This window comes from Rhizobium sp. Root482 (assembly GCF_001426565.1).
Lineage (GTDB): Bacteria > Pseudomonadota > Alphaproteobacteria > Rhizobiales > Rhizobiaceae > Pararhizobium.
In genome coordinates this window covers 23,599-47,705 of sequence record NZ_LMFA01000001.1, presented here as the reverse complement: position 1 = coordinate 47,705, position 24,107 = coordinate 23,599, and the positions used below count along the sequence as shown (strand labels likewise).

The window sequence follows — 24,107 nt, the reverse complement described above, 5'->3', positions numbered from 1 at the left end:
TGTATCGGTTCCGTGGGTTTGCATCTATCGCATCAAAAGGTCAGTTACTCATGTTAAGGTTCTAATCATCTGCCAGGTATCTCTAAGCCTTTCGTTCAGTAGAAGGGCAGAAAGGTAGATCGACGATGTCGACTGGCCGTCCGCCTTACACGCAAGCCCGATAGGCTATGATGGCGATGCTTAAGGATGACTATTCCTTGCATCTGCGCATGGGACAAATCGGAGCAGCCGGCTCATATGCGTTCAGTCCGCCGCGCTCGAAGGAAGGCTGCCGATGCGCTTCACGCAAACAGAACTCGACGGTGTTTGGGTCATCGACCCCGATATCTTTCCCGATGAGCGGGGCTCTTTTTCGAGGACCTTCTGCACCGACGAATTCGCGCGCCATGGTCTGATTGACAGCTTCGTCCAGCACAGTGTCTCCACCTCTACGCGCCGGCACACGCTGCGCGGACTGCATTTCCAGACAGGCAGGCATCAGGAAGCAAAGGTCGTGGCCTGCGTCCAAGGCGCGATCTGGGACGTGGCTGTCGACCTTCGGCCGGGCTCGCCGAACTTTCGGTCGTGGGTGGCCGTCGAGCTCTCGGCCCTCAACGCGCGGCGGCTCTATATTCCGAAGGGATTCGCGCATGGATTTCTGTCGCTCGCGCAAAACAGCACGGTGGAATATCTGATCTCCGAGCGATATGCGCCTGCAGCGGCAAGCGGTGCACGCTATGATGACCCGGCTCTTGCCATCAACTGGCCGGCGGCGCCGGCCATCCTGTCGGACAAAGATCGTTGCTGGCCCCTGCTCGATGTGCAGCCGGCCTTGTCACGCGTCGCAAAGGCGTGACAGAAGGCCGTGCTGCAGCAAAAGATCGGCGGCTCGCTCAACGGTGCTGAAAGCCATGTCCGCCCGCTCGGCAATGTCGAGCAGCGAGTGATCGCCATCCGCCAGGTTCAACACCCAGAGAAAGGCCATCGCGACGCCTGCATCCTTTTGCCCGCCCATCGCCGCGTAGAGCCCGCGCCTGCCGAGCTGCGGCTCACCCTTGGGATAGAGATTGAGTGGCACCCAATTCGATTCCAGCGCATCGATCATGTCCATGACCATGCGGAAGGATGCTTCCATATGCTCGGGGCGGATGAAATCGAGGTTGTCGGCGGATGTATGATATTCGGGGAAGGTGCCATGGCGGCTGCGCTGCAACTGGCCAATCGGAAGCTGAAATCCTGGCGCGTTGAATTGGCGTTCGTCATAGCCATATGGGGTGAAATCGGTGATCTCGATGCGTTTTCCATCATCAAGGCGCATGCACGCTGCGATGCGGTCGATCGTTGCATGACCGTTTCGTGTCTTCTTGTAGGTTGGCCCGCCGTTGTCTCCAATGCACGCGAGCACGAGTCCGTGATCGATACGCTCGAGCGCCTGCTCGTTTCGCGACAACCAGACGAGAGCGCCGATCGTCCCGGGCGCGAACAGGAAGCGATAGGTATAGCGGGTTCGACGCTCCTTCAGGGCTGCAGCGACGAAGGTCAGCACAGCGAGGCCGGCGCAATTGTCGTTGGCCAGCGACGGATGACAGATGTGGGTGGACAAAAGCACGTCCCGCCCGCTTTCACCCCGATGCAAGGCTTCGCCATAGGTTAAGTGGCCGTCAAACAGCACGGAATCTATCCGAACTTCATAGTCGCCCTCGGGCAAGGCGAGGAAGTCCCGGTGCGCCAGGCAGAAACCCCAGTCTTCCGTGTAATAGGACGTGCGGTACGGTATGAGGTCCGGCTGTTCGGGCAGCGTGTGCAGATGCGGCTTCAATGCCTCGAGCGAAAGAGTGTCATGGACGGGCATGCTGTAACCCATCACATGCAAGTTCGAATGGGCGAAATCCACAATTGTCCGTCCTGACGGGTCCTTGATGAATCCACCACGGATCCCCCATTCCTTCGGCACCGTCCAGTCGAACGCGGTCGTGCCCGTCGGCACCTCGTGCCTCTCCAAGTGAATGCTCTCACCCAGGATATCCAGGCTCTGGCGCACCCCCTCGCCGGTAATACTTCTGTTCAGCGGGTAGAGACGGGCGGCCAGCGCGTGAATGCGCTGGCCGATCGTCGTCGATGATGGTTGCGCCACGACCCTGGCAACGTGCTGCATCATGCAGATGCCGCCAGCGACCGCTGGGCCACCGCAGCCGCCGGCGCCCACCGCAGTTCCGGATCAATCCTGTGAGTACCGAGCAATTGCCGGATATGGCTAATGCGTTGATAGCGCGGGCCTTCGAACTCTTCAGTGGTCAGGCCGGCCGTCCGATAGGCGGTGTAGAGCTGCCGGGCGCCGGACAAGGCATCCCAAGTCGGTCGGAACGCCGGCAATAGGCGGGTGATCTTGGAGAAATCGACCCGGTAGGAACGCGGATCTGGCCCTGCATCCGCTGCATAACTGAGCACGCAATCGGGAACGAGGTTGGCGACGATCTCGGCGATGTCGCGAACCCGGTAATTGTGGGTCGTCTGCCCGACATTGATCGCCTGGTTATGGATCGCCTCCTTCGGCGCTTCCAGCGCGGCCAGAAACGCCCTCGAAATGTCCTCGACATGCACGATTGGCCGCCAGGGCGATCCGTCGGATTTCATCAGGATCTTTCCGTCGCTGACCCCCCAGGCAACGAGATTGTTGAGCACAATATCGAAGCGAAGCATCGGCGATAAGCCATAGGCAGTTGCGGGGCGAAGATAGACCGGCGAAAAACTCTCGTCGGCGAGAAGTGCGATGTCGCGCTCGGCAAGAACCTTGGAGGAACCGTAGGCCGAAACCGGCTTCAGCTCACCCTCCTCGTCAATCAAGGCCTGGCCCGAAACGCCGTAATTGCTGCACGACGACGCCAGCAGGAACCGTTTGACACCAGCCGCCTTGGCGGCCTTGGCAGTACGGACACTGCCGAGATGGTTGATGTCATAGGTGATTTGGGGATTAAGATTGCTGAGAGGATCGTTGGAAAGCGCCGCAAGATGTATCACCGCATCGAATCCGCTGAGATCTTGTGGTGTAATGTCGCGAATATCCCGGCGCGTCGTCGGCACGTAGGTCATGGAACCGCCTGGCGCGTAGCGGCAGTTGCGATAAAGTTCACTGTCATAGCCATGGACGTTGTGGCCGGCCTTCAGCAGGATCGGCACCATGACCGAACCAATATAGCCTCGATGGCCCGTTACGAGCACTTTCATGGTAGTCTCCCCGTGGTTGACGACAAAAGAGAGGCTAGAAGCGTGCGGCGCCTGTTGCCATTGAGCAGATCGGGTTGATGGGTTGTCCATCGGGGCAGGAGGAAGAGGGCACGCATACGCCATTTGCAGGATGGAACGGGCCGATCGGATCAGCGTGCCGTCAAAAGCAAGACCCAATCTGTGCCGCCAGCGGCGTTCAAAGGCCCCGGAGGGCGGTATTTCCCTGCCCCTTGCGTCGAAACCGCGGGAGATATCGTACCAGAGGACGGATCGAACCAGCGTGAATTGCGTTTGCCGGCGGTTGCTGCCGCATCAAGGTACACGACCGGGTCTCCCGACGTGTAGACAAGCGCAAAGCTATGGTCGGAAGCTCGCCCGCAGACCGAATTCCGACCGGTCGGGGGACATAGTGGCTCGATCTTCCACCAGTCCAGGTCCTGAAAAAAGGCGAACATTCTGCTCATGTCGCGTGCGCCCGGACTGGCGAGCGCCTCGCGCCATTCCTGCTTTTGTTGGAACGGTGCGGGACCGGCGAAATGCCAGACGGGATTGTTGCCAAAGACCTGGCCGGTGCCACCAGAAAGGATCGCGGTCCAGGCAGCCGCGCGGATATCTTGTGCGGTCGTCCCCCGCTCGCCCTCGTAGGCGCTCTCCAGGAGCAGCACAGGACGGCCTGGCAGCGCTTTGCGCGCGGTAGCCATCGCCGCTGCAACGTCGCCATAGGTATAGACCGTCCCGATATCGATCCAGGCTGCTTGCGACCAGACATCGCCCATCACGCTGTCCCGGTTTCCATGTACGCTCTGGAGCGCCGCCGACCCGGTGCGCTTCAGCCCGGCCACGATCGCTGCTACAAGCGCCTTGTCGCGCGGATCAGCATCGCCGCCCTGCAGCCAGATAATGTTCGGCAAGGAGGCGAAACGCCGGCCAAGATAGGCACCATAGGCTTCAAGTTCAACGGGACCGGCGGCCGCCATCTCCTTCGACCATCCCTCGTCGCTCCCTTCGATGCCGAGATAAGCAGGGGCGAGGATAACGAGGAAGCCGCGCGCACGGGCCTGCTGGATGAACCAGAAAGCGTGATCGAAATAAGCGTCCACTGGATCGAAAAACGCTCGATCCGCCTTGAACGGCGCGACGCCATAGGCGTTTCGCGGAGCGTTGCGACTGAATTTGTGCTCAATCAGCGAGACCACGATCGTGTTGAAGCCCAGTTTAGACCGGCTGTCGAGATACAGGTCGATCTCGTCGCGCGCCAGATCCGCGATCAACGACCAGGCCGCATCGCCCGACACGAGGAACGGCTTTCCCGCTGCATCGATGAGATGCCGCCCATTTGCCGAGACCGTCAGCGGAAAGCGCTCACCCGCAACCGTTGGAAGAGCGATCAAAACGGCAAAAATGCAAAGGAGAGCAAGTCGCACGCAACGTAAGGGATCGCATGGGAATGACCCTTGGTCAGGCACCGCCATGGCTTGTCGTCTCGCCTGCGCCTTGAGACCGAAGCTGCTTGGCGTCATGTCCGGCGCCCTCAGGCCACTTCCGTCTTGGCCCGAACGAGGTGAGGCAACGAAGCCAGGGGAACGGCCGGTTGGTTGTATTTGCGGAAGACGACGTCAGAGGGCCTGCCGACGAGCTGTCCGGCAACGCCGCTATCGAGCGCGCGGCGGTAGACGGCGAAGGCACCGTCAAATGCCTCGATGGTCCGCTCAATGTCCTGATTTTCATGGGTGTAGCTGACGACCAGCGACGGCGCGAGGATGCCGCGCGCGATTGTCTCCTGCAGAAGAAGGCTGCGAAAGGCCTGCGAGGGCAGACCGTTTTCGTCGAGCGTCATGTAGCTTAAACAGGACGCTCTGCCGACGACCCGGAAGAATTCGCCGATGCCGTGCCGCGCGGCAGCCTGCTCGAGCCCCGTCCTCAGAGAGGTCCCCTGCCGGTGCAGATGTTCAATGACAGGCTCTTGTTCATAGACTTTCATCGTGGCGATCGCGGCGGCCATCGCATGGGTCTCGGCGCCGTGCGTCGTCGATAGCAGAAAGACCCGTGGCCGTTCGGTCTGTTCGATCCCCCCCAGCTCCATGAATTCGCGTTTGCCGGCGAGCGCCGAGATCGCAAAGCCATTTCCCAGCGCCTTGCCGAAGCAGGAGAGGTCCGCGACAACATCGAACAGTTGCTGGGCACCGCCATTGTGCCACCGAAAGCCGGTGATCATTTCGTCGAGGACGAACAGAGCTCCGTTGTCGTGGCAAAGCGCCTTCAGCGCCCGCAGGTAATCCCCCGCCGGCTCGTCGCCCCGCGCAGGCTCCACGATGAGAGCCGCGATACGGCCCGGATGCCGGGCAAAGAGCATATGGACGCTTTCCAGGTCGTTGTATCGAAATCCGAGTGTCAGATCTCTGACAGCCTTGGGAATGCCGGCGTTCATTTCTGTCGTGCCGATGAACCAGTCGTCCGTCGCAAAAAACGGATGATCGCTGCAACGCGCAATCAGATCTCGGCCTGTCACGGCGCGGGCGAGCCGCATGGCGGCCGTAGTAGCGTGCGACCCGTCCTTGCAGAACTTTACCATTTCCGCCGTTCGCACCATGTCCAGAAACTTGGTGGCGCAGCTTACTTCAATGGCCGCAGGACGGGTAAAATTGCTGCCTTGCTCCAGCGTCTTGTGCACGGCATCAAGGACAGAGGGATAGGCGTGCCCGAGGCCGACGGAACGGTTTCCCATGCCATATTCGATGTAGGCATTGCCATCGACATCCCAGACGTGGCAACCGAGACCCTTGGTGATGAAACCCGGCGACAGAACAGGAAACTGGTCATCGCCCTTGGCGTACGTATGAGACCCGCCCGGAATAAGGTGGTGTGCCCGGCGGCGCAATAAATTGGAATTCTCGAAATTCCGGATGTAAGACATCACACGAAGACCTCCTTGGATGATGGGCAATTCGACAGCGAACGTCAAAGCGGCACTTGTGCTCGAACGTTTTGGGCTCTCTAGAGTCGTTCGCTGCACAACCGCAGCCAATTCTTGATAGGCTGGGGAACAAGACGCCTGAAACTCGGACGAAGGCTGCCCGGCATTGACCAGAATGCGATGTCGAGCGGCGCAGCGGTCCGCGGACGTCGGTCATCGACTTGCCGGACGAGCGCCGCATAGCGCGTTCCCATCAGATCGACGCTGAATGCATCCCGCGCCTTTTGCCGGGCGGCGATGGAAAGGGCCGCCCACAGGGAGCGGTTTCGCAAGGCTAGGATGATGCTCACAGCCTGCGATCCATTGCCGATCTTGAACAGCAGCCCGTCCTTCCCATGGTCTACGATCGTGTCGGTCACGCCAGAAATACGCGAGACGACCGGTACGCAGCCGGCGGCCATGGCTTCCACGATGGTGATTCCAAATCCCTCGAAGCGGGACGGCATGATAAGAGCGTCGTGATTGAGAAGCAGTGGCAGAACGTCGCGCGGCGGCACAAAACCGAGAAAACGCACGCGTGCCTCAAGACCCGACAAACGCCGCCGGAGTTCGGCAAGGTCGGGGCCGTCACCCGCCACGGTCAGCGTGACATCGTCCGGCAGCGCACGCAGTATCTCCGGCAGCCAGAACACGCCCTTCGAGATATTCTCGACACGGCCTAGCGCAATAAGGCGCAGGCCTACCGGTTCCAGCGGGCGTGTCGTGTCCCCGATCGCCGCGACGTCCACGGCGTTTGGGATGACAAAGGTGCTCGACGGCGGAAATCCGTGCGCGCGCACCAAATCCCGCCGGCACCGCTCAGAGACGCAAACGGTGGCATGCACGTGGTTGCGGATCGCGGTCGCGGCAAGGTAGGTGCCGTAAGTAATGTTGTGAACAATCATGATGCGCAGAACAGACGAAGGAAGGTATCGCACCAGGTTGGTCTCGACGGGGTCCGCCAACACGTTGACAAAGATGCCATCATAGCCTCGCAGGCGAATAGCCCTTGCGAGCGCGGCAGCCTGCTGCTGCTCGTCAGCCTCCGGCGGACACGACACATATGCGCCGTAGGCCGCGTGCTCTTCCTCGTCGATCCCTGCAAAATCGCGCCGCTTTTCGAGGCCAAGCCACTCGACCGAGATTCCGTGCGGGGCCATCCCCTGCCGCAGTTGGGTGAAGACCGAATAGGTGCCTCCGATATGAGGCATCACGAAAAATGCGAATTTCACGGGTGCGGGCTCCCCTGCCGGATGGTTTTGAGACCAACGACGCAGCTGGATCGCGCCAATCCCGCATCGAAGCATACGCGTATTACTGAGGGCGCAATGTGATCCATGCAGGTATCGGACCCTGTCCGTTAGAAATGTCAGTCAAAGCTACCTAGCCAAAGAGATGAGTGGCTCGCCCTCATGTCGATCTGAACAGGGAATGCTCGATCGTCGATATTCGGCACCATCGCCGGCCGTCCGGCGCTCGGGGGTATTCGCCGCAATCCAGCTCGCATTCCGCCTCTAATGATCGCGTCCGGCTGCCATCCACAAGGCCGAATGTTTCTTCCACCTAGCTCACCGACAGAGATGAGGCGTGAAAACGCAGCGGGTTGCCACGAGGCGACTTGCTTACGAGAGGGATGCCCATGAAGATTGCATTATTCGGCCAGTTTGGCAGCGGAAACAGCGGCAATGACGGGTCGATGGAATCCATGCTCAATCTTCTCCGGCACGCCCGGCCCGACTGCGAATTGATCTGCATCTGCTCGGATCCGGACTTGATCGAGGCCCGCTATAATGTTTCCTCGATCGGCATCACCGGCACCACTGCGCAGAGGGCGGCCGCACCGCGATGGACCAGGTTTCTGAAGGCTCCTGCCCGCAAGATCGCGGCGCTGTTCTTCCTCCTGTCGAGCCTTGAGGGCGTCGATATCCTCATCATCCCTGGCACCGGCATTCTTGACGACTTTCAAGAACACCCTTTCGGCTGGCCCTTCGTGGTATTTCGATGGTGCATCGCAGCGCGCCTGCGCAGGGCGCGCGTCGCCTTCGTTAGCATCGGTGCCGGACCGGTCAGTCGCCGGCTCAGCCGCTGGTTCATGAAGCTTGCGGCCAACAGCGCAGGATACAGATCCTATCGCGACGCATTCTCAAGAGACTACGTAAAAGGTCTCGGCCTCGATGTTGGCTCGGAGGGGCTCTTTCCGGATATCGCTTTCCGCTTGCCTGTGCCCGCCGTGCCGCCGCGCACACCGGGCGCTCGCTTGTCGGTGGGCGTCGGCGTCATGCAGTATCGCGGCTGGTCGAAAGACGCTTCGGATGCTACCCAAATTTATGAGACCTACATCGCCAAGATGACCGATTTTGTCGTTTGGCTGTCGACAAAGGGCCACAATGTCCTCCTCCTGACAGGCGACGTAACGGACAGGATCGCCATGCACGACATCATGGCACGCATTGCCTCGCGCGAGCCGAGCCTGCTTGATCTTGTCTGCGCCGGCACGGGTGGAACACTGCAGCAGCTCATGTGCAACATCCTCAAGACCGATATCGTGGTCGCCTCTCGCTATCACAATGTCGTCTGCGCCCTGAAGCTTGGCCGGCCGACCATCTCGATCGGATATGCCCAGAAAAATCTCGATCTTCTGACTGCTTTTGGCCAGCAGCGCTACAGCCAGCCTATCCAGACCTTCGACCTTGCGGTCCTGAGGGCGCAGTTCAAACAGATCGTCACCAACGTCGCTGCGGTACAGCAAGAAATAGAAACCGCCGGGCTTGCCGTACAGACAAGTCTCGAGACCCAGGAGGAACTGCTTCTCAAATGGTGCGCGGAACCGGCCGCGCTGAGACTGAAGCGCCCGCGTCGCTTGTCAGGCGCAATCGGCTCAACGAACGGCCCCTGACAGTCCTGGCTGACTTATCCGCCTTTTCGGATGCCCGGTTGACCAAGGACGATGGAGAGCGCTTTGCGAAGGCGTTTCTCACTGGCCAGATGGCCGAAGGACGGTAGGATCGCACAGGCGGGATGAAGGCGGATGGCGTGCCGCAGCAGCTCGCCCGCGCCGGCTTCGCGCTGCCACAATGCTCTGATCCCGCACCAGTAGGAGCGGTCCGCGATGCTTCTCATCGCCGTTTTGAGGAGCCGATCGGATCCTGGCATTCCTGCGCCAAGGCCTGAGAAAAATGCGCGGTAAGCGGCCTCGAACTCCATGTTCCACCGATGGGTGGTTCCAACCGATGCCGAGCGATTGTTGGCATGAACGCGGGCGACCGCCTGAATCGCCTCGGTCGAGGCGACATTGCCGGTTGTCGCGATGCGCAGCCACATCTCAAGATCGTCCGTATGGGACAAACTGGGGTTATAGAGACCGACGCGCTTCTGGGCCGATGTCCGCACGAGGACGGTGGGCCCACTTACCGTGTTGTGCCCCTGCTGGCAAAGGCGGTGGATGAAACTCTCGCCGCTTTCGACGCGCCAGCCCCCTGCCGACGTGATCGCAGGACGAGCCCCGGTATCCCCGGTCGTCCTGAATTCGGCTCTTCCGAAAACCAGATTGACGGAAGGGCGCTCGTCGAGGATCGCACTCGCGCGCATTAATGCGCCGGGCGCAATCATGTCGTCGGCGCAAAGGATCAGCAAGGCGTCGCCCCGCGCCCAGTCGATGCCCTCGTTGAAAGAAGCGTGCGCGCCCAGGTTCCGCGGGCGCAGTCTCAGGCTGATCCGTTCGTCCTTTCCCGCCAGACGACGCGCTATCTGGCAACTATCGTCGTCGGAAGCATTATCGATTATGAGAATCCTGAGCTCGTCGATCCCCTGATCCAGCACGCTTTGGACGCAGCCCTCCAGATAGTGGCCGTAATTGTAGTTCGGAATGACGACATCGATGCTGGTCATGGCCTCAACAACTCCGTTCGGTCCGTCTTCCAATCCCGCTGGTTCTTTCGACAACCTGTCTCCGATATTCCGACGAACGCCCGAAAGAAGATGACGCCGGACGCGCCATGGAGACGGAGATCTAACGGGGCGCAGCCCAGAATCTGATGCTCCCAAAGCCAGGCAGGGAGCGACCGATGAGACGAGGCAATTCGTCGAGGATCGGATGCGACACGGCAATCACGCCACCCATCCAACCCGCAGCTGCCAGCAGACAGCAGGAGAGGGTCTGGACGACCGACAGGTCCCCGTCGAATGCATTGAGTCCGAGGACCATCATCGGACCTGCCATCGAACACGCGGTTACCACAGCGCTCCGGCCAAGGACGCTCCACAATTCGCTCCATGCGAAAGGTACGTTTCGCCGCACGAAGCGCAACGAGACGTAGGCCTGGAATGGAAGGGTTACGAATTGGCTTAAGGCCAATGCGATCAGGCCGTGATAACTGGCGGCGCAAATCACGACGGTGGAAAGGCCCCTGCCGATAAAGTTGGCCGCGCAGGCGTCCCTGTTCGCGCCAAGTGCGGCGAGAACCGGAAACGTCAAGATACAGGGAAACGAAAAGAGAGCTGCAACTGCCAGGATCTGCAAGACAGGTACCACCGCCAGCCAATCGCCGCCTAGGGAGACACGCACGACCGGGTGGGCCAGGATCGCCAACATTCCTGTTGCCGGCATGAACAGAACGGAAATATATCCCAGTAGTCGCAGATAGGGCGCTTTAAGGCTGCGCTCGTGACGGACCTCCAACGAGAAAGCAGGAAAGGCCACAGCAAAGATTGCCGAGAGAAGAAACTTGTCGGGAAGACCGCAGACGATGTTCGCCCGATTGAACACGCCGACCGCCGACATCGGCATGATATAGCCGAGCACCAGCTGCGGCAGTGCCTCGTAGAACCGGTCAAGGACGGATGAGGCGCCCTTGTATCCCCCGAATGCCACGATTTCTCTTGTTCCGCGAAGGCAGGGCCTGAACATCCACAATTGCGGCCTGGCATGAAAAGACAGCGCTGTGCGCATGAGCGCAGCGCCTAGGGTGCCCCAGGCAAAGCTCATGAATCCCAGTCCGAGTGCCGCGCATGAAATCGTCACGGTAGCGTAGATTATGGCCGTTCCGGCATTGATGCGCGTCACGATCCCGAATTGCATGTCGCGGCGCATCAAGGCAGAAGCGGGTAAGGCTAGCGCCTCGATCACACCAGCGACGGCGATCAGATAAACGAACGCCTGAAGGCGCGGTTCATTGTAGATGGCCGCGATGAAGGGCGCCGCCAGGCACAGTAGCGCGGCGATCGCAAGAGATAGCGACAGGACAAGCGTTGTTCCCGTGCGCACGCTTTGCGTCGTGATGTTCACCCGCTGAATCAGGAACTCCGAGGTGACGAATTCGCGGATCGTGAATACGACCGCCCCCAGCCCCAGACCGATGACCGCAACGCCGATGGCTTCGGAATTAAGTAATCGGGAGACTACGAAGATCATCGCGACGCTGATGATGATCTGGCAATACTGCTCCAGCGCAGCCATGAAATAAGCCCTGCGTACAGTCCCCATTGGCATGATCCCATCGCGACAAAGGGCGGTGCGACTTCGGAACTGCGTCCGCTGCCCTGAGAGCCATGATGGCGTTTTGGAGGCTTATGTAAAACACCCCCATTCGGTGCACCCCCTGGCCGATAGGCGTAGGAACGCCGGTCTGCGCAAAGCCTGTTATTCGAACTCGGCGTTTATCTTGTAAATTGCTTCGGTCCGGTTGCTCGCGTGGAGCTTTTTCATGATGTTTCGGATGTGGACCTTGACAGTGCTCTCGCTCAGACCGAGTTCAAAAGCGATGATCTTGTTGGCCTTGCCGCGTCGCAGCGCCTCGATGACGGTCTGTTCGCGCGCGGTAAACATTTGCGAGCGCTTGCTTTCCACCTGGCTCACCTTGAACAAAAGCTTCTGGATGTCGTTCAAGCTCTCCATGGAAATAAACATGCCACCGGCAAGGGCGAGAGCGATAGCCTGCACACAAACGTCGATGCCGACCGTTGACGGGATGTAACCCCTGACGCCGATTTGCAGCGCCGCGAAGATCTGCTCGATATTCTGATTATCGGATAAGATGATCACCGGCAGATCGGGATAGTTCGCGATGAGGAGCGTGAGCTCTTCGTTCAACTGGGCATGAAGGAAATCTCGGGCTCCGACATTGATCAGGATGCCGCAAAAATTTGTCGCCAGTGCGCTCCTCCACATGTCGATCGAGCTGAACAGGGTGATATCCATCTCCAGGCCGTGAGCTATGAGGCTCTGGCCAAGGCACTCCCGATCCAGGGCGCGCTCGTCTACAATGGCAAGTTTGAGGGTGCGTTCGCCCAACGACGAAATGTCGTTATAGCCATCCAGATCGACTGTTGACGACCCGGCAACCGGGACCATTCTCTTTGCATGATCCCTACGCATAGACATGATATTATCAAGCATAAATGCCTCCCCGAATTTTTTATTGAAGTGATAGGATATACAATAAAACCCTAATGAGGTAGCATCGGAAAATACCCATGTGATGCCGTAATCCTTTTTCGAAGGGACAGGACGTCTTAAGTGGTAGGCGCTAATATCATGGGTAGCGTTTTGGGTTATTCTATGTATTGCAATCGAAGTTTGTGAGGACGTCTCGCAAAACCGACCTGATGAGACTTGCGCACGGCCCGTCCGGCGGACATCGGTGGCGTGTTATACGCACAAGATGTCGCTCCGAACGCACTTGTGACGATTTCGATCAAGTCTCCTAAGTCGATCTCTGCGAGGAACACCATCGCAATTTCTCCGCTCTTTTTTGGATCGTGATCTTGTGACGAAAGACGATCATCGCTTTTCCCCGTTTCCTATCGTCGGCGTCGGCTGGTCGTCGGAGGGGTTCGCCGCCGTACGCAAATTTCTGAACGCCGTCGATGCCCTTAGCGGCATGGCTTACGTTTTCATCCGGCACATCGATCCGTCGGATCCATATCTGACGGCGAAGCGTCTGGCCGACCATGCGCCCATCCCCGTGATCGAGGCACGCAACGGGATGGCGATCAAGGCCGATCATGCCTATCTCGGCACTTCCGGAACCTACGTGGCGGTTGAAGGCCTGACGCTGCGGGTCACAGATTTCCAACTCTCGGCTGGCTCGCTTCTTCCGATAGATTTCCTGTTTCATTCGCTTGCTGTCAATTTCAAGGACCGAGCCATCGCTGTCGTCTTGTCGGGGATTGGTTCGGATGGCAGTCTTGGCGTAAGGACCGTCAACGAGGCCGGCGGTCTCGTGTTGGCCGAGGACCCGCGCGATGCGGAGCCTGGTGGAATGCCGCGCAGCGCGATCGATACCGGCGCCGTGACCGCGATCAGCGGTGCGGAAAACATACCTGACATCCTTAGGACGTTTGCCCTAGGAAGGAACCTACCCATCTACCCATTTGCGCAGGAAATGCCGTGGGACAGCATTAGGATAAGGCCCCCTGCGACTGACGCTCACGAAACGGCGATCGACCAGCAAAAGAGAGTGTTCAAAGAAGGCGCGTCGACAGATCACGAGCTCTGCGTGCCCGACGGGCAATTGCCGCAAGCGATGGAACGCCGGCCGACGACCCCGATCGATCCGGAAAAGGCCTTTTACAGCGCGGATGCCCCAGCCCTCCTTCTGGACGGTCAGCTCAATATCTGCTTGTTCACGCCCGCGAGCCGATCTCTGTTCAATATCCTGCCCACTGATATCGGCAAGCCGATTGCGGATCTCGGTTTCCGGCTTCTCTACCCTGAAGTCCTGGAAGATATTGGCTCAGTGTTGGCCGATGGGGTAGCGCGCGAACGGGAAATCAATGTTCGCGAGGGGCGCTGGTTCGTCTGCAGGGCGATGCATTGCCGTCACATAAAGGCCGATGCCGACGGGGTCGTCGTGTTGTTCGAGGAAAGCAAGAAACGCGGGTTGACAGCCCACATGCTTCAGGCGGCCACGCGCGATGCCGAAGATGCAGATGCAGATGCGCCGAAGTCGCGGTTCCTTGCCGCTGCGAGTCATGATCTGCGGCAACCGCTGCAAGCGCTCAAACTTATCCACGGCCTTCTCGATTCCCGACCGGACGAGGAGTTGTCGGAGCGACTGACTTCCAAACTCGGTGAAACGATCAGCTTAATGGCCGCGATGCTCAACGCGATGCTAGACATCAGCCAGATTGAGGCGGGCGCGATTCAACCGCGGCGCGGCGTCTTCCCGGTGTCCAAAGTTCTCGACAGGCTGAAGGGCGAGTTTTCTCCGACCGGCCCGGACCGGGTTTTCAGAGTATTGTTCCTGCCTTCCAGCCTGATGGTCAGCACCGACGAACGGTTGTTTGAACAGATTTTGAGAAATCTCATTTCCAACGTTCTCAAATACAGTACCGGCTCGGGTAAAATAATCGTTGGTTGCCGCGCAAGTGGCCCGGATGTGATCGTTCAAGTGCGCGACAGCGACATCGACCTCAAGGAGGGTTCACCAAATGTCATCTTTGACGAATTTCCCCAGGCGACCAACGACAGACATGAGCGTTTCGACGGCATTGGCGTCGGCTTGTCGATTGTCGGGCGCTTGGCCGATCTTCTCGGCCACACGCTGACAGCGAAATCTAAAATGGGAAAAGGCTCCGTCTTTTCAATACGGATTCCGCAGGCTCCCAAATCCCAAGTGATAGCGCGTCCGCTCCGGAATTCCCACCTGGCCGCCCTCCCCGCATCTCCGGCGCGCGCATCCATTCTCCTGTTCGAGGACGATACCGAAATCCGTCGCCTGCTGAGGATCGCCCTGATGCGAGAAGGCCATCGCGTCGTGTCGATGTCGAACGCCAATGAAACGGTCAGGTCGATCGCTTCTTGGCAGGCCGAGCTGCCCGATATAATCATCGCCAGCCTTGATCTTCCAGACAGTCAGCACGGCCTGCGGGCAATCTCCGAAATTCGCCGTCTGTTCGCAAAGGATATTCCCGCGATCGTTCTTACCGCTGATATTTCTTCGGCGACCCTTCAAACCATCGCAGAGCGCAACTTCCACCATCTTTTCAAGCCTTTTGGCTTCGATGATCTGACGAAGGCTATTTGCAACCTCGTGCCGCTTCGAACACCCGCCGAAAGAGGCAGCTTGTCCGATGCAGACCTGCCCCCCATCCTATATATCGTCGATGATGACCCCGATATCCGCGCAATCGTTCGACTGACTTTTGAAAAGGATGGCTGGCGAGTTCGCGCCTTTGCCACTTGCGAAGCTTTTCTCGCCGCCTACGACGGCGATGGCCATGGCTGCCTCCTGGTCGACGCCTACCTACCGGCAATGTCGGGGCTCGATCTTCTTAATAGTATGGATGACGCCGTCTTAAACGTCCCGGTCATCATCGTCGGCAGAGCGAGTGACGTCGCGACCTCCGTAAGCGCATTAAGGGCCGGCGCGTTCGATTTCATCGAAAAACCCGTTGCTGGCCACCGGCTGCTCGCCAGCGCGCTGGAGGCGATGCGACGGTTTCACAAGGCAAAACGAGGCGCCCCGAACCGCGGGCAAGCCAAACGGATTCTTGCCAAGCTGACGGCTCGTCAGCGGCAGGTTATGGAACTGGTTGTGCTCGGTCACACCAACAAGGCCATTGCTCTCAAGCTCGGAATAAGCCAGCGCACGGTAGAGAACCACCGCGCGTCACTGCTGAAGAAGACCGGCTCTCCTTCTCTCGCCGCCCTTGCACAACTCGTCGGGAACCTCGCTAGTTAAGGAATGTTCCATCTCATAACAGGCTCAGTTCTGCGTGGGAATCAACAGACCGATTTGTCTTCCTGCTCATAACGCTATTTCGTGGCTCGATTGAACGCGGGTGGATCGCCCGGCATGCTCAGATTAACCCTCTGTTAACAATCAAATTGCGCTTCCCTGAAATTTCACTACTATCTAATCTAGGGGAGGGACATAAGATGACCAAGATACGGATCGCGCTGCTAAACAGCCAGCCCATGCTATTAGACGGGATGGTTGGAGCGTTTTCGTCAAAGGACGAATATACGGTGGTAGCGCGAAGCGAAGCGCCCCGTGAAGCCTTCGAGATTGCGAATTTGCATAGACCGGATGTTCTCGTTCTTGATCCAAGTGATCCTCTCTGTGCGCCAGAGGTGATCTCGGGGATCACACGGATATCCGGAAGTCCCAAAATCGTTGTCTTCACTGCTGTGACCAGTATTGAACAGGCAATGAGCGCATTGGAGGCAGGTGCAGGCGGGTATTTGACGACAAAGAGTACATCTTGCGAGCTCCGGGAGGCTGTCCAAACGGTGCATGGTGGGGATACATTCATAAGTCCCTCCATTGCCACAAAGCTGATTGTTTCCTTGCGCACTGCGGCCCTGAGAAAGGCAGCGGCCCAGAAGATGAGGCTGACTGTCCGGGAAGAACAGATTGTGGGCCTTTTGCACAAAGGAAAAACCAACCGGGAAATTGCGGAAATACTGGTCCTGAGCGAGAAGACCGTAAAGCACTACATGACCGTGCTCATGCACAAGCTCGCTGCAAGAAGCAGGCTCGAAGTGATTCTTGCGCTCAAGGAGCCAAATCTGGCGGTCACCTCCTCAATGCTACGAACATTAAACTAGGCTGGGGAATTTGGTGGTGAACGGCTGGCGCGTCGTTACTGCCTTTGCTTTGGCGGGTATTCCGTTCGGGATCTCAGTCCCCGCGTCGGGCTTTGATTTGAACCTTCCCGTCGCTTGCACTCTTGGTGAAGATTGCTTTGTCCAGCAGTATCCCGACATGGATCCGGGCCCAGGCGCACTCGATCCATTCTGCGGTTCTGCCACTTATAATGGACATGACGGGACGGACCTGCGTATCCTCTCCATGGAGGATGTCGCACGAGGTGTGCAGGTCCTCGCAATGGCGAGCGGCAAGGTCCTGCGATCTAGAGACGGAGAACCTGACCGTTTGGTCGTGACGGCCAAAGGCAAGGAAGCCGCACTCTCGAGAGAGTGTGGGAATGGCCTTGTGATTCAGCATGACGACGGCATCGAAATCCAGTACTGCCATCTGAAGCAATGGAGCATCTCCGTCCGGCCAGGGGACAACGTCCGCAAAGGTGGGATAATAGGCCAAGTCGGCGCCTCGGGAATGGCGCAGTTCCCGCACGTTCACGTCACGGTCCGCAAAGACGGGCGCGTCATTGATCCTTCGACCGGAAAATTCGTTCCTGGAAGATGCGATGAAGCCAAGGCGGAGACGACACCGTTATTTTCCAGAGATGTGCTTGCGCGTCTTGGGCACGGAGATACCCAGATACTCTCGCTTGGGTTGGCCGAATCCGCCATCGAACATGCACAGCTCGTAGTTTCAGGCCCACCTCCTCCAGCGGACGTTTTCTCTTCGGCGCTGGTCGGTTGGGCGTGGTTGCAGAACTTGCGGACGGGCGACAGGGTATCGGTCGAGGTCACAGGGCCAAACGGTAAGCTCTTGGCGAGCGGAATGACAGCACCCGTGAACCGGACGAAAGCGTCCTTTTCTTCATATGTGGGTAAGCGAGGCGCGCCCATGCCCGGCCCTTATTCTGTGACTGTCAAACTACTTCGCGACGGCCGCAGCGTTCTCGAAAAAACCGGTTTATACCGGGTAGAGTGACCCATTCGGGCAAATGAGCGGCGTCACTTGGATATTCGCGGACAGAAATCGAACGCCCGACTTACCTCTCCCTGAATGCTCTTTCAAACTGATCGATGAGAGGTTTCGAGAGATACGAAATGGCGGTTCGTTCTTCGGTCGATACATAAACTTCGACAGGCATGCCAGGCAGAAGAACGCTGCCAAGCTTAGCAAGCTCCGCGGCCGTTACTTCAACGTCTCCGAGGTAAAAGCTCTCTCCTGTGGCCGGATCACGCGACGTTGCGGGGGAGACATGAACGACTTCGCCATTCAATTCCGGGGTGGTCCTCTGGTTGAAGGCAGAGAAGCGGAGCCGTGCCGCCTGCCCGATGGCGACTTGATCGATACTATTGGGGGCTAGCCGCACCTCGATCTTGAGCTTCGCGTTTTCCGGAACGATCGTGACCAGCACCATCGCGGGCGTGATCACGCCCCCGATCGTATGGATGTTGAGTTCGTTGACCGTGCCGGCGATCGGAGCGCGTATATCGGTACGTGCAAGCCGGTCTTCCACCGCCGTGAGACGATCACGGAATTCCGACATCTTGGTTTCCACCAAGCTCAGTTCACGCTGCGCTTCGGTGCGGCCATTCTCATCGATCGAAATGATCTGGAGCCGAATTTCGCTTATGCGGGTTTTTGCCCTGGCAATGGCGGCATTAGCTTCACCCCGCTCGCCCAGGAGGCGCGCCTTGTCTCGATCGAACGCGTAGACGCGTGAGCTTTCGATCAACCCTTTGTCTGCCAGTCCTTTAATTTTCCTCTGTTCCATCTTGAGCAGTGCGATTTCGTCGTCTTTTGAATAACGCTGCGCCTCCAGTCCCCTGACCTCTTCGCCAATCTGCTCAATGCCTAGTTCGAGCTGCTGCTTCTGACTTTCGCGATTGGTCAGGTTGCCGGCGAAAAGACGGTTCTCGCCGTTTACAACGTCAGCAGTGTCAGCATGGCCGAGATTGAAGTCGCTTGGATATTCGATCGCCTCAAGGCCGTCACGCTCAGCGAGCAACCTGGCCTTCCTCGATGCAAGTTCAATCAATTGTGAACGGATGATCGACAATTCGGCCTTCGTCTGAACGTCATCGAGCCTGATCAGCATCTGACCAGCCTTGACGAAATCGCCTTCCCGCACCGCTATATCCGACACTATGCCACCGTCGCGGTGCTGGATCGACTTCAGATCCTGATCGACAGTAACTGAGCCTTGCGCGATCACCGCCCCCGTCAGTTGCGCGGTTGCGGCCCAGCCGCCCACGCCACCGATGAGCAGGAAACAGAGCGTCACTCCCACGACGATGCGCGGGCCGATCCTGAAAGCTTTTTCTGATTTCTTGGCTCGCGCTCCGCCAAAGTTTGATTTGCTATTGTTCACGCTCATGTTCCCCATTCGTGTTTTTTCTACCGCTCGTCATGCGTGTTCAACGATGACGAGGACATGGTTTCCAAGCAAGGTGATGGTTGTTTCGTAGATCTCGTCCTGGTCGAAGTCGGCTTCGATAACGGTCCTGTCGATCTCGTCGGTTCGTTCGTTCCGATACCGTATCGCGATATCGTCTTCGTCTATGCCCTCTCCATAAACATTTTCAAAGCGGTCCTCCAACCCGTCGAACACCTGTTCGAAGAGGTCGTATTTGGATATGCGCACCCTATCCCCAACCTTGAAGTCGAGGATCTCATGCATCACCAGACCGGGTGCGACAGCGGAATCGTCGGCAGTGAATTCGAATATATTCAGCCCGTCGCCTCCGACCAAAACCATGGCTTCTCCTCCGGCGACGAAATGGTCGTTGCCCGCCCCACCTTCCACAGTCTCGAAGCCGAATATCGCGTCGTCGCCGATTTCGACCCCGAAGGCAATTTGGGCAACAAGATCGATAGTAACGCCTGTGGATGTGCACGCGTAGTCGAGCGTGTCCCAACCCTCTCCCCCGTTATAGATATCGTTTTCGGGACCGGATGTTGCCACAAGGCGGTCGTCACCAGCGCCACCGTAGACACCATCCTCACCTGAACCATCGAGCAGGAGATCGTCTCCGTCACCCCCTTTAATCAAGTCGTTACCGTCGCCGCCAAGGATCCTGTCGTTTCCTGCGTCTCCACAAAGTTGATCGTTGCCGTGACCGCCCGAAATCACATCGTCGCCAGCGCGTCCATCGATCAGGTCGTCTCCGCCATGTCCAACGAGGGTGTTGTCCCCATCATTGCCAGCAATTTCATCATCTCCACCGCCGGCGACCACGTCTTCAAAGCCTGAGATCGTGTCGGTTCCGGCATCCTCGCCGAACGCCAATCCCTCGGTCAAATCAATGGTGATGCCGTTTTGCGTGCTGGAATAGTGCCGTGACCGCCCGAAATCACATCGTCGCCAGCGCGTCCATCGATCAGGTCGTCTCCGCCATGTCCAACGAGGGTGTTGTCCCCATCATTGCCAGCAATTTCATCATCTCCACCGCCGGCGACTACGTCTTCAAAGCCTGAGATCGTGTCGGTTCCGGCATCCTCGCCGAACGCCAATCCCTCGGTCAAATCAATGGTGATGCCGTTTTGCGTGCTGGAATAGTCGAGGGTGTCGCAGCCTGCTCCGCCATCAAGGACATCATCGTCACCGTCAGCTGCGGCAATCAGATGGTCATTACCATCGCCGCCGTAGACTGTATCCTTGCCTGCTCCATCGATGAGGACGTCGTCACCNGGAATAGTCGAGGGTGTCGCAGCCTGCTCCGCCATCAAGGACATCATCGTCACCGTCAGCTGCGGCAATCAGATGGTCATTACCATCGCCGCCGTAGACTGTATCCTTGCCTGCTCCATCGATGAGGACATCGCCACCGGCGCCCCCATACAACTCATCATTGCCTTGGCCGCCATCGGCGGTGTCGTCGCCGGCATTGCCTTCGAGGATGTCCTGGCCATTCCCGCCGGTCAGATGATCGTCGCCGTGACCGCCCGAAATCACATCGTCGCCAGCGCGTCCATCGATCAGGTCGTCTCCGCCATGTCCAACGAGGGTGTTGTCCCCATCATTGCCAGCAATTTCATCATCTCCACCGCCGGCGACCACGTCTTCAAAGCCTGAGATCGTGTCGGTTCCGGCATCCTCGCCGAGGAATAGTCGAGGGTGTCGCAGCCTGCTCCGCCATCAAGGACATCATCGTCACCGTCAGCTGCGGCAATCAGATGGTCATTACCATCGCCGCCGTAGACCGTATCCTTGCCTGCTCCATCGATGAGGACGTCGTCACCGGCGCCCCCATGCAATTCGTCATTGCCTTGGCCGCCATCGGCGGTGTCGTCGCCGGCATTGCCTTCGAGGATGTCCTGGCCAGTACCGCCGGCGAGGAGATCGTCTCCGCCTCCGCCTGCCAGATAGTCGTTGCCAGCATCGCCGAAGATGATGTCATGTCCCTCGCCGCCGAACAGTCGATCATGTCCCGCGCCGCCCGAAATATAGTCATTGCCGGCTCCGCCGAAGACAATGTCATCGCGCTCGCCGCCAAATACGGTGTCATTCCCCGCTCCGGCCACAATGTGATCGTCCCCGTAGCCCCCGGCGATGACGTCATCGCCCGCGCGGCCGTCGATATTGTCGTCGCCATCGCCGCCATCAATATCGTCTGCGCACATCGTGCCGATAAGAATGTCGCCGCCGTCGGTGCCTTCGATCGACGATCTGATGACGGAGAAGTGCGCTGTTTGAATGACTGCGAATTGGCCGTCTGTGATCTCGTAAGTGATGGTGACCGGGCCCAGCATGCTCGGTTCGCCCTTAAACACCCAGCCCTGCGCCGATTGGGTAAGCGCACCCGAGGAGACGGTCAGGTTCGTCACCGTGAGCGTGTCTCCATCCGGATCGACGGCGTTACGCAGAAGGTCCGACAGTCCGATTCCAAGGAGGGCGCAACCGGTTACGTCCATCAGGTAGACCGGACCGGTAACCCGAGGAGAGCGGTTGCCCGATTGGGGATCATCATCCTCGTCACAGGTGTCTTCATCTAGGCTTTCACTGCATGGTTCGTTGTCGCCAGGGTCTGTGTCGCCGGGAGCCTTATCGCCTGGACCAACCGGATCTGTCTGATCCACGTCAGGACCTCCAGCATCGGGGGAGAGGTTCCCTCCGGACCCGGAGCCGGCATTGTCATTGGCGGCCCGTGGATCGGGCGACGGCCGTTTGAGATCGTTCCAGTCCAAGGAAATCTCAGGCTGTAAATATCCGAACCCAGGCGTATCGATGGGTAACCGTGTAGGAGGTATCCAATCAGCGAGCGGACCGTGCGAGCCCACAGGTTCGTCAGCGGCGACCGAGCCGGTATGGATAGTGTCAGGCATGGGAGGCTTAAGGGAAAGAGCATCGGCCATTCCAGGCGCAGCCTGTCCTTCCGGTTCGTCCTCGATCGTGGATTGGCCCTCTTCGATTTTTGTCCAGCTCGGGAAGACCGACTTCAGGTAGAGTGCCAGGCCCAACAGAAGTATAGTGAAGGCCGCCGGGGACTTGGATCTCTCTTCCGTGTTTTTCAGCACATATCGCTCGGCGGGATCGTTTGCCTGCGCCTGGGACTTCTTGGCTTTGACCTCGATCATGCCGACACCCGTGCAGACACTCTGGGGCGTGTCTCCTTTGATTGTCCATCTGCGGCGACCGCCTCCCGGCGCGCTGCATTGCCGATAATCTCTTCCTTTGGCCCGAAGGCCGTCATCTTGCCGTTCTGGATCACGGCCACGACATCGACGGCCGCAAGCGCGCTTGGACGGTGGGCGATCACGACGACGATGCCGCCGCGGCTTTTGACGCCTTCGATGGCCGCCGTCAGCGCGGCCTCACCCTCGCCATCGAGGTTTGAATTCGGTTCATCAAGGACTACGATGAAAGGACTGCCGTAAACAGCTCTCGAAAGGCCTATGCGCTGACGCTGGCCGCCTGAGAGGGAAACGCCCAGCGGCCCCAGCTGGGTGCGGTAGCCGTCGGGCATACGAACGATCATTTCGTGTATCCCTGCCGCTCTCGTGGCCTCGACGATGGCGTGGGGATCGGACTCTTCTTGAAGCCTCGAAATGTTTTCCTCGATCGTTGCGTCCAGAAGCGCCACTTCCTGAGGCAGGTAGCCGACAAACTGGCCAAGTGCCTCGTCGTCCCATTGCGTCAGTTCAGCATCGTCCAACCGTACGCTGCCGCGCAGCACCGGCCAGATTCCCGTCAGCGCTCGCACAAGTGTAGTCTTGCCTCCGCCGCTCGGGCCGATGATGCCCAGCGCCTGCCCGGCTTTCAGTTCAAAACTGACATCACTCAACAATACGCGGCCCGAACCAGGTGCCGCCACGGTGATGTTTTCTATCTTGAGTGAGGAACGCGGTGCCGGCAGTTCCATCGGCGCGTCGCTATCGCCAAGCGCCATGGCCGTTTCCTTAAGCCGCGCGAACGCGGTACGCGCCTGGACAACGTTCTTCCAGTTGCCGATGGCAAGGTCAATGGGGGCAAGCGCCCGGGCGGATGCGACCGACGCCGCAATAATCGCGCCTGCGGTAAGCTCGCCTCTGATGGTCAGAAACGCTCCCATTCCAAGCACGGCCGACTGCAAGATCATCCGTAGAACGCGCGAGATTGCGCCAAGGGTGCCGCTGATGTCGTTGGTTCGTGTCTGCAGTTCGAGATGTTCCTTGTTGGCGCGGTCGAAGCGCCTGACAGCGCGGCCGGCAAATCCCATCGCCTTTAGAATGTCGGCGTTGCGAGCGTTGGAGTCTGCAATCGCATTGCGGGTCACAGCGGCCTGATGCGTTGCGCTGCTCAATCGCCGCGTCATCAGTTCGCTGATGATCGTCAACAACGTTAGTACAAAGGCCCCGCCAAAGGTCAGCGCGCCTAGCCAGGGGTGAAGCATGTAGACGAAAAGAAGGAACAACGGCATCCATGGCAGGTCAAACAGCGCCATCGGTCCCTGGCTGCCGAGAAAGCCGCGAACCGTATCGACGTCGCGGCCGCGCTCAAGGGCCTCTGCCGTCGAAAAGCCGAATCGCGGCATGTCGATGGCGACCTGATGGGCCATCGGCGCCGTCTTGCCGTCGAGGCGCGCGCCGATGCGCACCAGGATTTGCGATCGGACGATGTCAAACAGACCCTGGAACAAATAGAGGCCGATAGCGAGCACCGAAATCGCGACCAGCGTCGGAATGCTGCCGCTGGTCAGTGCTCGATCATAGATCTGAAGCATATAGAAAGCGCCTGTCAGCGCGAGAATATTGATAATCCCCGAAATCCCGAAAAGGAAAACGAATATGCTTTTGAACCCTTTGGTCAGTTTCTCGGCGCTTTTGCGCTTTGATGCAGTAAGTGAATCCTTGGTACGCATGACCCGTCCCCCCCGGAACCCGTT

At 58.7% G+C, this 24,107-nt stretch carries 18 protein-coding genes and 1 pseudogene; 5 read left to right on the top strand and 14 right to left on the bottom strand.

Annotation, left to right across the window (positions count from 1 at the left end):
* Window positions 1-274 precede the first annotated feature (274 nt).
* Window positions 275-835, top strand: coding sequence for a dTDP-4-dehydrorhamnose 3,5-epimerase (rfbC, locus tag ASD31_RS00170; RefSeq protein ID WP_056327997.1), 561 nt, complete (start codon window positions 275-277; stop codon window positions 833-835).
* On the opposite strand, the gene ASD31_RS00165 is transcribed toward rfbC, so the two are convergent.
* The 5 genes from ASD31_RS00165 to ASD31_RS00145 all read right to left on the bottom strand — a co-directional run bounded on the left by ASD31_RS00165 (window position 815) and on the right by ASD31_RS00145 (window position 7,389).
* On the bottom strand, window positions 815-2,134 hold the full coding sequence (locus ASD31_RS00165; protein WP_056329210.1) for a DUF4910 domain-containing protein: 1,320 nt from the start codon (window positions 2,132-2,134) through the stop codon (window positions 815-817). The two genes, rfbC and ASD31_RS00165, sit on opposite strands and share 21 nt — an antisense overlap.
* Window positions 2,134-3,204: an NAD-dependent epimerase/dehydratase family protein gene (locus ASD31_RS00160; protein ID WP_056327995.1), complete on the bottom strand. Its 1,071-nt coding sequence runs from the start codon at window positions 3,202-3,204 to the stop codon at window positions 2,134-2,136. Before ASD31_RS00160 ends, ASD31_RS00165 begins: the two co-directional genes overlap by 1 nt.
* 149 nt (window positions 3,205-3,353) lie before the next feature.
* On the bottom strand, window positions 3,354-4,676 hold the full coding sequence (locus ASD31_RS00155; RefSeq protein ID WP_210168910.1) for a DUF4038 domain-containing protein: 1,323 nt from the start codon (window positions 4,674-4,676) through the stop codon (window positions 3,354-3,356).
* 59 nt (window positions 4,677-4,735) lie between these two features.
* On the bottom strand, window positions 4,736-6,118 hold the full coding sequence (locus ASD31_RS00150) for a glutamate-1-semialdehyde 2,1-aminomutase (RefSeq protein WP_082520336.1): 1,383 nt from the start codon (window positions 6,116-6,118) through the stop codon (window positions 4,736-4,738).
* An 80-nt stretch (window positions 6,119-6,198) separates the two neighbouring features.
* Window positions 6,199-7,389, bottom strand: coding sequence for a glycosyltransferase family 4 protein (locus tag ASD31_RS00145; protein ID WP_056327990.1), 1,191 nt, complete (start codon window positions 7,387-7,389; stop codon window positions 6,199-6,201).
* Window positions 7,390-7,796: 407 nt separating this feature from the next.
* Between ASD31_RS00145 and ASD31_RS00140 the strand changes: the two genes are divergently transcribed.
* Window positions 7,797-9,053 (top strand): polysaccharide pyruvyl transferase family protein, encoded by a 1,257-nt coding sequence (locus ASD31_RS00140; RefSeq protein ID WP_056327988.1) that lies wholly within the window; start codon window positions 7,797-7,799, stop codon window positions 9,051-9,053.
* Between the two features lie 14 nt (window positions 9,054-9,067).
* Here ASD31_RS00140 and ASD31_RS00135 read toward each other — a convergent pair whose 3' ends face one another.
* The 3 genes from ASD31_RS00135 to ASD31_RS00125 form a co-directional block, all read right to left on the bottom strand.
* Window positions 9,068-10,045, bottom strand: a complete 978-nt coding sequence (locus ASD31_RS00135; protein WP_082520334.1) for a glycosyltransferase family 2 protein — start codon at window positions 10,043-10,045, stop codon at window positions 9,068-9,070.
* A 121-nt stretch (window positions 10,046-10,166) separates the two neighbouring features.
* Window positions 10,167-11,612, bottom strand: a complete 1,446-nt coding sequence (locus tag ASD31_RS00130; protein ID WP_162251120.1) for an oligosaccharide flippase family protein — start codon at window positions 11,610-11,612, stop codon at window positions 10,167-10,169.
* Between the two features lie 183 nt (window positions 11,613-11,795).
* A complete protein-coding gene (locus ASD31_RS00125) occupies window positions 11,796-12,551 on the bottom strand; it encodes a response regulator transcription factor (protein WP_244483719.1) in 756 nt (251 codons plus the stop codon).
* 370 nt (window positions 12,552-12,921) lie between these two features.
* Between ASD31_RS00125 and ASD31_RS00120 the strand changes: the two genes are divergently transcribed.
* The 3 genes from ASD31_RS00120 to ASD31_RS25040 all read left to right on the top strand — a co-directional run bounded on the left by ASD31_RS00120 (window position 12,922) and on the right by ASD31_RS25040 (window position 17,724).
* Window positions 12,922-15,840: a chemotaxis protein CheB gene (locus ASD31_RS00120; protein WP_156392442.1), complete on the top strand. Its 2,919-nt coding sequence runs from the start codon at window positions 12,922-12,924 to the stop codon at window positions 15,838-15,840.
* 197 nt (window positions 15,841-16,037) lie between these two features.
* Window positions 16,038-16,709 carry a LuxR C-terminal-related transcriptional regulator gene (locus ASD31_RS00115; RefSeq protein WP_056327983.1) on the top strand — a complete coding sequence of 224 codons (672 nt, stop codon included), beginning with the start codon at window positions 16,038-16,040 and terminating at the stop codon, window positions 16,707-16,709.
* 16 nt (window positions 16,710-16,725) lie between these two features.
* Entirely contained in the window at window positions 16,726-17,724 is a 999-nt protein-coding gene (locus ASD31_RS25040; protein ID WP_082520331.1) for a M23 family metallopeptidase, read from the top strand.
* Between the two features lie 61 nt (window positions 17,725-17,785).
* On the opposite strand, the gene ASD31_RS00105 is transcribed toward ASD31_RS25040, so the two are convergent.
* The 6 genes and pseudogenes from ASD31_RS00105 to ASD31_RS00080 all read right to left on the bottom strand — a co-directional run bounded on the left by ASD31_RS00105 (window position 17,786) and on the right by ASD31_RS00080 (window position 24,083).
* On the bottom strand, window positions 17,786-19,120 hold the full coding sequence (locus ASD31_RS00105; protein WP_056327981.1) for an HlyD family type I secretion periplasmic adaptor subunit: 1,335 nt from the start codon (window positions 19,118-19,120) through the stop codon (window positions 17,786-17,788).
* Between the two features lie 30 nt (window positions 19,121-19,150).
* Window positions 19,151-20,044: a calcium-binding protein gene (locus tag ASD31_RS00100; RefSeq protein WP_156392440.1), complete on the bottom strand. Its 894-nt coding sequence runs from the start codon at window positions 20,042-20,044 to the stop codon at window positions 19,151-19,153.
* A pseudogene (locus ASD31_RS26980) lies at window positions 20,041-20,433 on the bottom strand (calcium-binding protein); the annotation flags it as partial. The gene ASD31_RS00100 and the pseudogene ASD31_RS26980, both read right to left, overlap by 4 nt.
* A gap of 1 nt (window position 20,434) precedes the next feature.
* Window positions 20,435-20,803, bottom strand: a 369-nt coding sequence (locus ASD31_RS26975) for a calcium-binding protein (protein ID WP_413813779.1), incomplete at its 3' end; no start/stop codon positions are given.
* A complete protein-coding gene (locus ASD31_RS25030; RefSeq protein WP_082520329.1) occupies window positions 20,722-22,320 on the bottom strand; it encodes a calcium-binding protein in 1,599 nt (532 codons plus the stop codon). The genes ASD31_RS25030 and ASD31_RS26975, both read right to left, overlap by 82 nt.
* Window positions 22,317-24,083 carry a type I secretion system permease/ATPase gene (locus ASD31_RS00080; RefSeq protein ID WP_056327974.1) on the bottom strand — a complete coding sequence of 589 codons (1,767 nt, stop codon included), beginning with the start codon at window positions 24,081-24,083 and terminating at the stop codon, window positions 22,317-22,319. Before ASD31_RS00080 ends, ASD31_RS25030 begins: the two co-directional genes overlap by 4 nt.
* Window positions 24,084-24,107 lie beyond the last annotated feature (24 nt).